Source organism: Streptococcus alactolyticus (genome assembly GCF_042649785.1).
Classification (GTDB): domain Bacteria; phylum Bacillota; class Bacilli; order Lactobacillales; family Streptococcaceae; genus Streptococcus; species Streptococcus alactolyticus.
Genome location: NZ_JBHRZX010000007.1, coordinates 60,242 through 74,660, shown reverse-complemented (window position 1 = coordinate 74,660; position 14,419 = coordinate 60,242). Strand labels below are relative to the sequence as shown.

Here is a 14,419-nt window from a genome sequence, read left to right as displayed (position 1 = left end):
ACTTTTTGTATATACTCAAAAAGGCTCCATAATTTCCATGGTGGATTTACCCACTACAGAAATTATAGAGCCGGATTTCCTTTTTTATCATTGCTACGGCTGTGATATTATTTATTTATATCCTAGCACGTAAGGAGTTTTTTGACTTAAAAAGTCCGTATGTTTTAGGGATCTTACTGTTAATGCTATTTGCTTACAGTATCGTTGTCCATATCGATAGTAGGCGTTTTGTCTTACCTAGTTTGATTTTGGATAGTGTGAGTTACCTGCATCTGCATGCTTTTGATATGAATGATTGCTTTATGCTAGTTGATAACGAATATAATGACGTTGTAGTCCGATTATTTCATTTTAGACCAAGGGTGGGAGAGAGCCCTTTTAATCATATCAGTAAAGAAAACGCTTTGAAGTTTAAATCAAATCTCAATCGTGCCAAACGTGGCGAAGCTTTTACAACTGTCAGTAGAATTAGTCGTGGGCAAAAAACGCCACTCTATTTAGAAATGATTTATTCGCCTATTTATGACCATAGTGGGAAAACTATTGGTGTTTTGTGCTTTATCTTAGACGTGACGTGGCAAAAGACGCGTGAAGAAAAGATCAATGAAATGATTTCAAAAGATTTTCTCACCAAACTTTACAACCGCAGTTACGTTGAATCGGCCTTTAACGAATGTATGTTTAACAAGATGGAAACGGTCACCTTGATCTTGTCAGATCTGAATGACTTTAAGCATTACAACGATACCAAAGGGCACATTTACGGTGATAATCTTTTGGTGCGTTATAGCAGAATTTTGGAAGATATCATGCCTGATAATGCCGTTGTGGCCCGTTTGGGGGGAGATGAATTTGTGGTGTTATTGCCAGGTGTTTCCCGCAAGCAGACCGAATTTTTAATCAATGTGGCAAGATTAGCCTTGTTTGAAGATATAGGTATTACGGCGTCTTATGGTTTTCATACCGATTCTTACGCCTCACACAAGTCCTTTGTGGACTTTTATATGATTGCTGACCGAAGAATGTATCGAAATAAAAAGAATAAAAGGAGTTTAGTTGAAAATGAATGAGCAGTCGGTTGTTGTTGTCATCCCTGCTTATGAACCAGATATCCGTTTATTAGAACTTTTGCAGGATATTTGAACACGTAAGGCCAGGCCTTTTCATATTATTTTAGTTGATGACGGAAGTGGTGACGATTACAAAGATATTTTTAAAGAAGCTCAGACTACTTATCATTGCCGTTTGTTGACCCACGAGGTTAATAAAGGGAAGGGACGGGCTTTAAAGACCGCTATTTTGGCTATTTTGAAAACGCTTCCTGAAGCTAAAGGAATAGTGACCATTGATTCTGATGGGCAACACACCTATGAGGATACGCTAAAATGTATCCAAGCCTTTTTGCAATACCCAGACAGTTTGATTTTGGGTGTTCGGACCTTTGAAGAATCCGTGCCCTTGCGAAGTCGTTTTGGAAATGTCTTGACCCGTGATATTTTAGATGTTTTCACAGGTATGAAGGTGTCAGACACGCAGACAGGGCTTCGAGTGATTCCTATGGCTTGGCTTCCTTGTTTGTTGGAGGTTGAAGGTGAGCGATATGAATTTGAGATGAATATGCTCCTACAAGCTAAGGAGGACCATATTCCAATTCGTGAGGTGCTCATAGCAACTATTTATATCAATGAGAACGAATCATCCCATTTTGATGTGGTTCGTGATTCTATCCGTATCTACAAGGTCTTTTTCAAGTACATTTTTGCTTCACTGTTGTCATTTTTGGTGGATATTGGTATCTTTACCGTCTTAATGATGGTCTTTAAAGGCTTGAATTTTGGGACAGTTGTGATAGCATCTGTACTGGCTCGGATAGTGTCGTCTATTGTTAATTTCACCTTAAATCGCAACCTTGTTTTCCAACAAGGTCGTCCTAGCAGTGCTGTCAAATACTTTATCCTAGTGGTGGTTCAGATTATGTTGTCAAGTTATTTGGTGACTTTCTTTGGGCAATTGTGGCAAGCTATTCCAATTTCAGTGGTGAAAATCATTGTGGATAGCGTCTTATTCTTTGTTAGTTATTTTGTGCAAAAGAGATTTATTTTTAGGAACAATGAAAATTAGTCAAAAATTATTATATTTAGGAGCTTTTGTAACGAGTCTTTTTTATCTGTCTTGGCGTTTAATCATGACCATTCCTTGGCATGATTCGTGGTTTGCTTTGATTTTTGGGGTATTACTTTGGGGAAGTGAGTTGGTATCGTCTATCACGGCTTTTATCATCATTTCCAATAAACACAAGGATTTTAAGCTGGAAAAACCAGAGATTGCTCCAGAGCGTTATCCTGATGTGGATGTTCTCATTGCTACCCACAATGAGGACCCTGATTTGCTTTACAAAAGGGTGAACGCTTGTACTTATATGCATTACCCTGACAAATCTAAGGTGCATATTTACGTTTGCGATGACACGGACCGTCCTGAAGTGGCTGCCTTGGCAAAGGAATTGGGCGTAGGTTATTTTGGCTTGTCGGACAACAAAGATGCCAAATCTGGGAATTACAACAATGCCTTAAATCAAACCTCATCACCTTTGGTAGCGACTTTTGATGCAGACATGATTCCATATAGTGAGTTTTTGCTGGAAACGGTGCCTTATTTTGTGGAACAAGTCGAGGCAGATGCGAATGACGAAGAGTTGGACAAAGCACCGATTGGTTTGATTCAAACCCCGCAAAGCTTTTACAATGAGGATATCTTCCAATACCATCTTTTTTCAGAGGGTACCTTGCCTAATGAACAAGATTTCTTTTCAAAAGGGATTAACAACTTTAATAGCGCCTGTGGCTCAGCCTTTTACACGGGGTCAAATACCGTGCTTTATCGCAAGGCTATTGATGATGCGGGCGGATTTCCAACAGATACCATTACTGAGGACTTTGAGCTTGGAGCACGCATGAATATCGAGGGCTATGTCAATTATTCGACTGATGCGCCAATGGCAAGTGGCTTGACGCGTTTGGCGATGCGTGATGTGTCAAAAGAATACCGCACACAGATTTGGGGAGAAATTGTGGAAACGATTTTTGCACCTTATTTAACCATCCCTTTTCTCTTAGAGGCTTTTGGAATTAGCGAGAAGAAGTTTAAGGTGACTAAAAAAGTTTCGGATAATTCTTGGACCTTGCGCTTGTATGCCTTACCTTATATCATTTTGTGGAGCTTATCGGTTTATGGGCTCATTCGTTTTAACTATGGTAAATTTGGCTCGGAGTTGTTTTATGGTAGTGTCATTAGTTTTTGGCTCATTCATCATATCATCAATTTAACTTTTGCTATTTTCTGTGCCGTGGGTCGTCCTTCTTATCGCGCTTTTGTGCGTTTTCCAGTGGATGAAACCATCAATATTAAAGTGGACGGTTGGGCTTACCAAGTCCATGTGGCTGATATTTCAGAAACGGGGATTTCTTTCAAGACAGATTTGGCCTTGTATTTGCCAAAGGACAAAGACATCACGCTGTACTTGAAATCTCAGGATTATAAAGCCAAAGCTAAGGGGAGAGTGGTTAGAGTTATTAGCGACGAAAATGAATGGCTTTATGGCTTGCATTTCGTGTCTGTGCCAGAATCAGAAAAACGCGAGTTTTACCAATACATCTATGACCGTATCAACTACAATCTCCCACAGGTTCAAGATACTTGGATGTCTGTTTGGGATGATTTGTTGGAAAATATTTTGCGACGTTTGCCGGTGGAAAGACGCGAGGCGACACCTTACGATCGCATGACTCTCCCTAAAGTAAATGTCAATGAAACAGTGCATATTGGTAAGGAGGCTTACAAATTACAATATAGCAATTATTATTACATGACTTTTGTAGGTAAGTTAAAGCAAGATACAGATGAGGAGCAGGAATTGACCTTTGATTATAAAGGCATGGATGTGAAACTGGATTTTGTATCTTATGACAAAGAGGCCAATAAGTCCCTTTATCAAGTGACGAATTTAGCTAGTTTGGCGAAAACACCTCAGTTTAAACAGTTGGCGAGTGAGTGGAAAGGTCAGGTAGCATGATAGTCAGATTTGCTTTCTTTTTTTTATGGTTGGTTATGCCGATCTTTTTCGCAATCGTTTCAAGATGAACCGTCGTTTGACTTGGGTATTCACTTTTTCAGCGATTACCTTAGTGCTTTATCTTGCGGCTTTGTTCAATGCTTTGCTGCCAGCGGTTTATGGCATTTGTGGTTTGGGGGCGATTTTGAGTGTTTATCAGCTGGTACGATATGTGACCAAGAAAGATACCTTTAGAGTTCCTGATTTTATTGCGCTTGGTATGCTGCTCTATCTCTTGGCTTTTGGTTCGGTTTTGTTCAAATCACCGTTATTGCATTATGACAATTTTACCTATTGGGCTACGATTGTGAAGTTTTTGTACTCGAATGATAGCTTGCCGACCCAGCAGGATGCGATTATCAGTTATTATACTTATCCTGTTGGTAGTTCGATGTTTATCTATTTTGTTACAAAAATCGTTGGTTTTTCAGAAGGCACCATGTTAGTTGGGCAATTGCTCTTGACCTTGTCGGGCTTGTATGCCTTGTTTGGATCCTTGCGTGATGAGCGTCGTGCCTTGCCGTCAGCCTTGATTTTTGGCAGTTTTGCTTTGTTTAATACGTTCAATATTGCCATTCGTTTGAACAATCTTTTGGTGGATTTTCTCTTGCCAGTGCTAGCTTTGGCGGCTATTTCGGCTTGTTATGCCTATCGCAATCATTTTTGGCGTTTGTCTGTTCATATGGTGGTGGTTCTTGGCACTTTAAGTATTGTCAAGGTTAGCGGACTTTTCTTTGTGGCCATTGCTTTGATTTTGTATGTGAGCTGTGTGGTAAGGCTCTTTCGTCGCAGACGTGTCAGGTGGTGGGCAATTTTTCCAAGCCTCGCGACCATTGGCCTTAATTTTTCACCTTATCTGTTGTGGCAAAGGCACATAGCTCTGCATTTCACCAATGCATCTGAAGCAAAACATGCCGTCTCTTTCTCAGAATTAGGTCACATTATGACTGGGAAAATTGGGGGCGTGGCGCGTGAGATTATAGATGCTTTTACTAGCCAATCTTTGGACCTCAGTCAATTGGCAACGCGTGGTATCATCGCTTTAAATGTTGTGATGTTGGTCGTGGTGTTAGCTTTTGTGCTGTTGAGAAAGCATTCGCGCCGCTTCATAACTGCTTGGTTCTTGGTTGATGTGATGATTGTGGCTTACTATATTGGCATTTTGCTGATGTATCTGACTGCCATGCCGACCGATGAAGCTTTGGAATTAGCTGGATTTGAACGCTACACCTCTAGTATGGTCATCATGGCTTATGGTTTGCTGGCAATGGTTTTAGCAAGGGAAATTGACCATGCTTTATTTGAAAAGACTTTTAAAAAGCGGGATTCTCGTTCTTTTAAAAACTTAGGCACCAAGCGTTTGTACCAGTACACAAGTTTGGGCTTACTGATTGTATCGACTGCTTTGCTGTTGTCTGAAAAAATAGCATCACCTATACTAATAAGAAGCATCAAACCCCGTCCTTGACGGCTCTTCAGCAAATCACAGGCAATCGCATGACCCCATCTGAGCAAAAAGTCTTATTGGTTACGGCAGATAAGGAAATTGTGGATAGTTACTTTATCACCTACGCTGCTCGCTATTATCTCTGGAATGTGCATGTGGATGCAAGGGAAAACTTCCTGCTAGATGACCAAGAATTTACTCAAATCTTAGCGTCTTATGATGAGGTATTGTTGCTAGATAACCACCACACCTTTAATGCCATGACTAAGAAAGTATTTGGCAAAACTTACGAGCCAGGCTTGTATCAAACCGCTACAATGTTAGCGGCACAATCGAAAGAATGAAAGGAGTTGTTTGCTTTTATGGTAAGAGAGATGATGTGAGGCATTATCCCTTTTATTGCTATTGGAAAGGAACGATATGACCATTTTAAGATTAAGTTTATTTGTCTTTTTGACGGGCGGCTATACTGCCTTTTTCCGTAATCGTTTGAAGATGAACCGCCGTTTGACTTGGGTGTTTACCTTCTCAGCGATTACCTTGATATTATATGTTGCGAGTTTATTAAATATTTTACTGGGTGCTGTTTATGGTATTTGTGGACTAGGTGCTATTTTGAGCATGTATCAGATCTGGCGATATATGACCAAGAAAGATAGCATCAGAGGGCTTGATTTTACAGCTCTTGCTATGTTGCTCTATCTCTTGCTTTTTGGTGCAGTTTTATTGCAATCGCCATTGCTTCACTTTGATAATTTCACCCATTGGGGCAGTATCGTCAAATTTTTATTTATCAATGATAGCCTACCAACGCAACAAGATACTATCATTGATTTTTACACGTATCCTGTGGGAAGTTCTTTATTTATTTACTTCTTTACCAAGGTTGTCGGATTTTCAGAAGGTGTCATGTTGGTAGGGCAATTGGTTCTTATCTTGTCAGGCTCGTATGCCATGTTTGCTGCCTTGCGTGATGAACGCCGCGCCTTGCCCTCAGCAATGATTTTTGCCACTTTTGCTGTGTTCAATGTTTTTAATATTGCCATTCGTTTGAACAATCTTTTGGTGGATTTTCTCTTGCCTGTGCTGGCTTTAGCAGCAATCGCAGGCTGCTTTGCTTACCGCAATCAATTTTGGCGGATGTCCTTGCACACCTTGGTGGTTTTAGGTCTTTTGAGCATTGTTAAGGTGAGTGGACTTTTCTTTGTGGCCATTGCCTTGTTTGTCTATTTGTTTTTTGTGGCTCGCTTGATACGGCGCAAAATCATCAGATGGTGGAACCTATTTCCAGCTTTGTTGACTGCAGGACTTAGTTTTCTTCCTTATCTCCTTTGGCAAATACACATGAGCCTCAACTTTACCAATGTGTCTAAAGCTAAGCACGCGGTGTCTTTTTCAGAAATTGACCAATACTGGCAGGGCATATGGATGATGTGGCACAAGAAATCATAACCCATTTCACAAAAGAAGTCTTTCAATTTGGTAGTCTGGCAACGCGTGGCATTATCGGGCTAAACCTTGTCATGCTAGTTGCTGTGATTGGTTTTGGTCTTTTTGCTCATCGATTCAGACGTTTATTGGCCACTTGGGTATTGCTAGATGTAATGATTGTGGCCTATTACGTTGGGATTTTGTTGATGTATTTGACGGCTATGCCAACGGACGAAGCCTTGGAACTAGCTGGTTTTGATCGTTATGCATCTAGTATGGTTATTATGGCCTTTGGTTTGATGGTTATGCTTTTAGCCAGAGAAACGGACCGCTCTTTGTATGAAAAAACATTTGAGAAACGCAACCTGCGTTCCTTTAAAAACCTAGGCACCAAGCGATTGTACCAGTACACAAGCTTAGCCTTGATTGGTTTTTCTGTCTTTATGCTCTTATCAGAAATCAATGAAATCAGACACAGTAATGAGTACGAAAGAGTACAGTCCTTGGAAGAATTACGCCATTTGACAGGCAATCGCATGACACCATCTAAGACGAAAATCCTGCTTGTCAGCTCAGACAAAGAAAAAATTGACAACTACTATCTTATCCGAGCGGCACGTTATTACCTTTGGAATGTCAATGTCGATGGTAGAGAGGATTTTGACCTTAGCGATTCAACCTTTTTATACATTTTAAAATCTTATGACGAGGTGCTTATCTTAGATGACCATTATAGTTTTAATGCCATGACTAAGAAGTTATTTGGTAAGACTTATAAACCAGGATTTCACAAGACAGCCGACCTGTTAGCCAATCTAAAAGAATAGGATTTTGGTCTCTTGTGCTGCTGCCTTGTCATTTTTAAAAGAGTATGATATGATAGTAACAAATACATAAGAGGAGGCGGAGTTTGTAACTTCGCCTCTTATGTGTGACTCCTGCCACAAACGGCTAAACCTTTGGCTCTGCAAGTCCTTTTAATCCGTTGTATAATGGCAGTGAGAGATGTTAGTAGGCGGTAAAATCTGCTTTTTAAGTGGTTTTTACTGGTATTTTGTCAAACGAAGGAGGGGATTGTCATCGCAAATGCTAATGTGATTATTGAACGTGTCACAGAAGTTATCGCACCTGCCATTCAAGACCCATTTGAATTGGTGGATGTTGAGTACGGAAAAATGGGAAGTGACTATGTTCTTAGTGTCTTAGTGGATAAGCCTGGTGGGATTACGGTTAATGACACCGCTGATTTGACTGAGATTATTAGCCCTTTATTAGATAATATTCAGCCAGACCCATTTCCAGACCAATACATGTTGGAAGTGGCTAGCCCTGGTTTAGAGCGTCCTTTAAAAACAAAGGAAGCTTTGGAAAAAGCTGTCGGCTCTTACATCAATGTCAGCCTTTACAAGGCAATTGACAAAGTGAAAGTATTTCAAGGTGACCTTGTCGCTTTTGATGGTGAGGTATTGACCATGGAATATTTGGATAAAACCAAGAAAAAAACAGTAGACATTCCATATGCAACAGTTGCTAAAGCTCGCTTGGCAGTGAAGTTGTAGTCAAAGGAAATGTCACTAACGTTTTTTGCTTTTTAATGTGAGAATAGATTTAAAACGAAAGGATAAGGCTCTACTTGTGATAGGGCTATGAAAAAAATGAGCAAAGAAATGCTGGAAGCCTTCCGTATTTTGGAAGAAGAAAAACATATTAACAAAGAAGACATCATTGATGCTGTCAAAGAATCTTTGAAATCAGCTTATAAACGCCGCTACGGCCAATCAGAATCATGTGTGATTGAATTTGATGAAAAAACTGCTGATTTTAAAGTTTATACAGTGCGTGAAGTTGTTGAAGAGGTTTTTGATAGCCGTTTAGAAATCAGCTTATCCGATGCGTTGAAAATTAGTTCAGCTTATGAGCTTGGGGACAAGATTCGCTTTGAAGAATCAGTGGCTGAATTTGGTCGTGTTGCGGCGCAATCAGCAAAACAAACCATCATGGAAAAAATGCGTCGCCAAATTCGTGAAGTGACTTATAATGAGTACAAACAACACGAAGGTGAAATCATGACAGGGACAGTTGAGCGTTTCGACCAACGTTTCATTTATGTGAATCTTGGTTCATTAGAAGCTCAATTGTCACACCAAGACCAAATTCCTGGTGAAACCTTCAAATCACACGACCGTATCGAAGTTTACGTTTACAAAGTGGAAAACAATCCAAAAGGTGTGAATGTCTTTGTTAGCCGTAGCCACCCACAATTTATCAAACGCATCATGGAACAAGAAATTCCCGAAGTGTTTGATGGAACAGTTGAAATCATGAACGTTTCACGTGAAGCTGGTGACCGTACCAAAGTGGCTGTTCGTAGCCACAATCCAAACGTGGATGCTATCGGAACGATTGTCGGACGTGGTGGAAGCAACATCAAACGTGTGATTAGCAAATTCCATCCAAAACGCTACGATGCTAAAGCAGGTGTGGAAGTACCTGTTGAAGAAAACATCGATGTGATTCAATGGGTAGAAGACCCAGCAGAGTTCATCTACAATGCTATTGCACCCGCTGAAGTTGATATGGTCTTGTTTGACGAAGCAGATAGCAAACGCGCAACAGTTGTTGTGCCAGACAACAAATTGTCGCTAGCTATCGGTCGCCGTGGTCAAAATGTTCGTTTGGCTGCACATTTGACAGGCTATCGCATTGATATCAAGTCAGCTTCTGAGTATGAAGCCCTTGAAGCAGAACGTGAAGCGCAAACTGAACTTGTTGAAGAAGTTGTCGAAGATAGCGTTGCATCAGCTATGGTGGATGAAGCTATTGAAGAGGCTGTAACATCAGCTATCGTTGATGAAACCGTTGAAGTCGAGGATACGACTAAATCAGATCTTCTGTCAGACGACGATACAGAATAAGAAAGATAGAGGTGTTTGATGGCTAAAACACGTAAAATACCTTTAAGAAAATCAGTTGTTTCAGGAGAAGTCATTGATAAACGTGATTTGCTTCGCATTGTGAAAAATAAAGAAGGCGAGATTTTTATCGATCCAACTGGTAAGAAAAACGGTCGTGGTGCCTACATCAAATTAGATATTAACGAAGCCATTCAAGCCAAAGCTAAAAAGGTCTTTAATCGTAGCTTTTCAATGGATGTTCCAGAAGCCTTTTACGATGAATTGATTGCTTATGTTGATCACAAAGTGAAAAGAAGAGAGTTGGGCCTTGAATAATCGCGAAAAATTATCTCATTTAATTGGTTTAGCACAGCGTGCAGGAAAAGTGATTTCAGGTGAAGAGTTAGTCATTAAGGCAATTCAAACGGGTAAAGCACAATTTATTTTCCTAGCCAATGATGCTGGTGTCAATTTAACCAAGAAAACAACTGATAAAAGTCATTATTATAACGTAGAAGTCTCCACAGTGTTTAGTACACTGGAATTAAGTGCTGCCCTTGGTAAGCCTCGTAAGGTCATTGCTATCGCAGACGCTGGATTTTCAAAGAAAATGAGGACTCTTATGAACTAAAAGAATAGGAGGACATCACTATTGTCAAAGAAAAGATTGTATGAAATTGCTAAAGAAATGGGCCGTCCAAGTAAGGAAGTTGTCGAATATGCACAACAACTTGGTATTGCGGTTAAAAGCCATTCTTCTAGCGTAGAAGAAGCTGATGTAAAGCGTATTGTTGCAAAATTGTCAGAATCAAAACAGACGCCTCCGTCAGCAAAATCAGCAGAACAGCTAGCCGCTAAGACTCCTGAAGCTTCTGCTGCAAAACTAACGACAGCGAAACCAAAAAGCCGCAATTTTAAAGCCGAACGTGAGGCTCGTGCGAAAGCACAAGCTGAAAAACGTGCGAATGCGAATAAAGGTGGTAAAAAACGTCATCAAGAGCAAGACGGCAACCACCGTTCACAACAGCCTGCTAAGTCAGCAAGGTATGGCAAAGATGCTCAAAGAGGGCATCAAGCTAACCGTCAGCAGACTAGAATAAACCGTTCTGCTCAACCGTCACAAGCTCAGAAGCCACGTATTGACTTTAAAGCGCGTGCGGCAGCCCTGAAAGCTGAACAAAATGCAGAGTACTCACGCCAAAGTGAAACACGTTTCCATGAGCAAGAAGAAGCCAAACGTCGTGCAAAACAGACGCGAGAAAAAGAACAGGAGGCTCGCTTAGAAGCAAAACAGAAAGCTGAGGAAACAAAAAAGGTGACTAATAAAGAAATACCTTTATCACCAGTTGCAGCAGCAGAACCTGCTTCTCAAGCAATTGATAAACGTCGTAAAAAACAGGCTCGTCCTGAAAAACCACGAGATTATAATCATGATAATGAGGACGGTCCACGCAAAACTAGAAAAAACCGGAATAGTCAAAATCAAGTGAGAAATCAAAAAAATAGTAATTGGAACAGTAATAAAAACAAAAAAGGCAAACACAATCGCAACCAAGCACCAAAACCAGTCACAGAACGCAAATTCCACGAATTGCCTAAGGAATTTGAATATACTGAAGGGATGACTGTTGCAGAAATCGCAAAACGTATCAAACGTGAACCAGCTGAGATTGTTAAAAAACTCTTTATGATGGGCGTTATGGCCACTCAAAACCAATCTCTTGACGGTGATACCATTGAATTGTTGATGGTGGATTACGGTATTGAAGCCCACAAAAAAGTGGAAGTGGACAATGCCGATATTGATCGTTTCTTTGAAGATGAAAACTACCTCAATCCAGATAAAATGGTTGAGCGCGCGCCTGTTGTTACCATCATGGGACACGTTGACCATGGTAAAACAACCCTTCTTGATACCCTTCGTAATTCACGTGTCGCTACAGGCGAAGCTGGTGGTATCACACAACACATCGGGGCTTACCAAATTGTTGAAGGTGGCAAGAAAATCACTTTCCTTGATACGCCAGGACACGCGGCCTTTACATCAATGCGTGCGCGTGGTGCGTCAATCACAGATATTACAATCTTGATTGTTGCTGCTGATGACGGTGTTATGCCTCAAACGGTCGAAGCCATTAACCACTCTAAAGCTGCTGGTGTCCCAATCATCGTTGCAATCAACAAAATTGATAAACCAGGTGCCAACCCAGAACGTGTTATTGGTGAATTGGCAGAACACGGTATCATCTCAACAGCTTGGGGTGGGGATTGTGAATTCGTTGAAATTTCTGCCAAATTTGGTAAGAACATCGATGAATTGCTTGAAACCGTTCTTCTTGTAGCTGAAATGGAAGAATTGAAAGCAGACCCAACCGTTCGTGCGATTGGTACAGTTATTGAAGCGCGTCTTGATAAAGGAAAAGGTGCTGTGGCAACTCTTCTTGTTCAACAAGGTACCCTTCATGTGCAAGATCCTATTGTTGTCGGAAATACCTTTGGACGTGTGCGTGCCATGACCAATGACCTTGGTCGTCGCGTGAAAACAGCAGAACCATCAACCCCTGTTTCAATCACAGGTCTAAACGAAGCCCCAATGGCAGGTGACCATTTTGCTGTTTACGAGGATGAAAAAGCAGCGCGTGCAGCTGGTGAAGAACGTGCCAAACGTACCTTGATGAAACAACGTCAAGCCACTCAACGTGTCAGCCTTGAAAATCTCTTTGATACGCTTAAAGCTGGTGAAGTTAAGACCGTTAACGTGATTATCAAAGCCGATGTACAAGGTTCTGTTGAAGCCCTTGCTGCCTCACTTCTTAAAATCGATGTTGAAGGCGTTAAAGTGAGCGTTGTTCACTCTGCTGTCGGTGCAATCAACGAATCTGACGTGACCTTGGCAGAAGCATCAAATGCCTTTATCATTGGATTTAACGTCCGCCCTACTCCACAAGCGCGTCAACAAGCAGAAGAAGATGAAGTGGATATTCGCCTTCACTCAATTATCTACAAAGTTATTGAAGAAGTAGAAGATGCCATGAAAGGTATGCTTGACCCTGAATTCAAAGAAAAAGTTATCGGGGAAGCTATTATCCGTGAAATCTTCAAAGTCTCTAAAGTGGGTACTATCGGAGGATTTATGGTTACAAGTGGTAAAATCACACGTGACGCTAGTGCCCGTGTTATCCGTGACGGTGTCGTTATCTTTGATGGCAAACTTGCCAGCTTGAAACACTTCAAAGATGACGTTAAAGAAGTCGGAAACGCCCAAGAAGGTGGTTTGATGATTGAAAACTTCAACGACATCAAAGTGGATGACGTTATCGAAGCTTACATTATGGAAGAAGTGAAACGTTAATTCCCATTGAGGCAAATGCCTCTAATGGGAATACGGCAAGCACTATGGTGCATTGCCTAAACGTTACATAGTTACATGTGAGAAATGAATAAAAGCTAGGTTTGCTTAGCCTAGCTTTTTCAAAACAATAGAAAGGACAAAGATTATGGCTAATCATCGTATTGACCGTGTTGGTATGGAAATCAAACGGGAAGTGAATGAGATTTTGCATAAAAAAGTGCGTGACCCTCGTGTTCAAGATGTGACTATCACAGATGTTCAAATGCTTGGGGATTTGTCAATGGCAAAAGTTTATTACACCATTCACTCTGATCTTGCCTCAGATAATCAAAAGGCACAAATTGGTCTTGAAAAGGCAACAGGAACCATCAAACGTGAGTTGGGTCGTAACTTGACCATGTATAAAATTCCTGATTTGACCTTCATCAAGGACGAATCTATCGAATACGGTAATAAAATTGACCAAATGCTTCGTGATTTGGAGAGTAAAAACTAAACGATTGAAGAGCTCACTAACAAGTGGGTTCTTTTTATGCTATAATGGAGGTGTTTTTTGAAATGAGGAAGGCAATAAAATGAAAATCACAGTGTATTTAGCGTCAAGTATGGGCAATCCGATCTACCGTGACAGTGTGGAGGCTTTTGGCGATTGGATGGCGCAAAAGGGATATGATTTGGTTTATGGCGGGAGTCAGACTGGGTTGATGGGACTTTTGGCAGATCGGGTCTTGGCTCATGGTGGAAAGGTTTACGGCATTATGCCAGATTTTCTTCAAAAACGTGAGGAAGTCCACCAAGGTTTGACGCAGCTGCGTATTGTAGCTGATATGGATGAGCGTAAGCGTCTGTTAATGGAAATGGGTGATGTTTTGGTTGCCTTTCCAGGTGGTCCTGGAACGCTTGAAGAGATTAGTCAGGCGATTTCTTGGGCGCGCGTGGGACAACACGACAAGCCTTGCTTGCTTTTTAATGCTAATGGTTATTATGATAGCCTCAAAATCCAATTTGACCAGATGGTCAGTGCGGGATTTTTAACGACAGCTGACCGTGACAAGGTTCTCTTTGTCGATAGTCTGCAAGCCTTAGAAGAAGTTATCAGTAGTTATCAGAAATGAGAGCTAGATTTGAAACTTCTTGGCTAGTAGCAGGGGGAGGATGCCATTATATTAAAGAATAATACGCTA

The 14,419-nt window shown here is 40.9% G+C and carries 13 protein-coding genes and 2 pseudogenes; all 15 read left to right on the top strand.

Features of this window, described 5'->3' with window-relative positions:
- Window positions 1-182: 182 nt before the first annotated feature.
- The 15 genes and pseudogenes from ACFORE_RS02230 to ACFORE_RS02160 all read left to right on the top strand — a co-directional run bounded on the left by ACFORE_RS02230 (window position 183) and on the right by ACFORE_RS02160 (window position 14,350).
- Complete coding sequence (locus ACFORE_RS02230) at window positions 183-1,070, top strand: sensor domain-containing diguanylate cyclase (RefSeq protein WP_380434941.1); 888 nt, start codon at window positions 183-185, stop codon at window positions 1,068-1,070.
- A 97-nt stretch (window positions 1,071-1,167) separates the two neighbouring features.
- Window positions 1,168-2,121, top strand: a complete 954-nt coding sequence (locus tag ACFORE_RS02225; RefSeq protein WP_264879749.1) for a bifunctional glycosyltransferase family 2/GtrA family protein — start codon at window positions 1,168-1,170, stop codon at window positions 2,119-2,121.
- A complete protein-coding gene (locus tag ACFORE_RS02220) occupies window positions 2,111-4,072 on the top strand; it encodes a PilZ domain-containing protein (protein WP_380434940.1) in 1,962 nt (653 codons plus the stop codon). The genes ACFORE_RS02225 and ACFORE_RS02220 overlap by 11 nt, the downstream gene beginning before the upstream one ends.
- A 25-nt stretch (window positions 4,073-4,097) precedes the next feature.
- Complete coding sequence (locus ACFORE_RS02215) at window positions 4,098-5,579, top strand: hypothetical protein (protein WP_380434939.1); 1,482 nt, start codon at window positions 4,098-4,100, stop codon at window positions 5,577-5,579.
- Window positions 5,576-5,902, top strand: a complete 327-nt coding sequence (locus ACFORE_RS02210; protein WP_380434938.1) for a hypothetical protein — start codon at window positions 5,576-5,578, stop codon at window positions 5,900-5,902. The genes ACFORE_RS02215 and ACFORE_RS02210 overlap by 4 nt, the downstream gene beginning before the upstream one ends.
- 76 nt (window positions 5,903-5,978) lie before the next feature.
- Window positions 5,979-7,010 (top strand): hypothetical protein, encoded by a 1,032-nt coding sequence (locus ACFORE_RS02205; RefSeq protein ID WP_380434937.1) that lies wholly within the window; start codon window positions 5,979-5,981, stop codon window positions 7,008-7,010.
- A complete protein-coding gene (locus ACFORE_RS02200; RefSeq protein ID WP_294427062.1) occupies window positions 6,983-7,816 on the top strand; it encodes a hypothetical protein in 834 nt (277 codons plus the stop codon). The genes ACFORE_RS02205 and ACFORE_RS02200 overlap by 28 nt, the downstream gene beginning before the upstream one ends.
- 267 nt (window positions 7,817-8,083) lie before the next feature.
- Window positions 8,084-8,548, top strand: a complete 465-nt coding sequence (rimP, locus tag ACFORE_RS02195; RefSeq protein WP_235280988.1) for a ribosome maturation factor RimP — start codon at window positions 8,084-8,086, stop codon at window positions 8,546-8,548.
- Between the two features lie 96 nt (window positions 8,549-8,644).
- Entirely contained in the window at window positions 8,645-9,904 is a 1,260-nt protein-coding gene (gene nusA / locus ACFORE_RS02190; RefSeq protein ID WP_154455247.1) for a transcription termination factor NusA, read from the top strand.
- An 18-nt stretch (window positions 9,905-9,922) separates the two neighbouring features.
- Entirely contained in the window at window positions 9,923-10,219 is a 297-nt protein-coding gene (gene rnpM / locus ACFORE_RS02185; protein WP_154455235.1) for an RNase P modulator RnpM, read from the top strand.
- On the top strand, window positions 10,212-10,514 hold the full coding sequence (locus ACFORE_RS02180) for a YlxQ-related RNA-binding protein (RefSeq protein WP_154455236.1): 303 nt from the start codon (window positions 10,212-10,214) through the stop codon (window positions 10,512-10,514). Before rnpM ends, ACFORE_RS02180 begins: the two co-directional genes overlap by 8 nt.
- A 21-nt stretch (window positions 10,515-10,535) precedes the next feature.
- A pseudogene (locus tag ACFORE_RS02175) lies at window positions 10,536-10,856 on the top strand (translation initiation factor IF-2 N-terminal domain-containing protein); the annotation flags it as partial.
- Window positions 10,857-11,003: 147 nt separating this feature from the next.
- A pseudogene (gene infB / locus ACFORE_RS02170) lies at window positions 11,004-13,235 on the top strand (translation initiation factor IF-2); the annotation flags it as partial.
- Window positions 13,236-13,380: 145 nt separating this feature from the next.
- On the top strand, window positions 13,381-13,731 hold the full coding sequence (rbfA, locus tag ACFORE_RS02165) for a 30S ribosome-binding factor RbfA (protein WP_154455238.1): 351 nt from the start codon (window positions 13,381-13,383) through the stop codon (window positions 13,729-13,731).
- Between the two features lie 79 nt (window positions 13,732-13,810).
- Complete coding sequence (locus tag ACFORE_RS02160; RefSeq protein WP_235281115.1) at window positions 13,811-14,350, top strand: LOG family protein; 540 nt, start codon at window positions 13,811-13,813, stop codon at window positions 14,348-14,350.
- Window positions 14,351-14,419 lie beyond the last annotated feature (69 nt).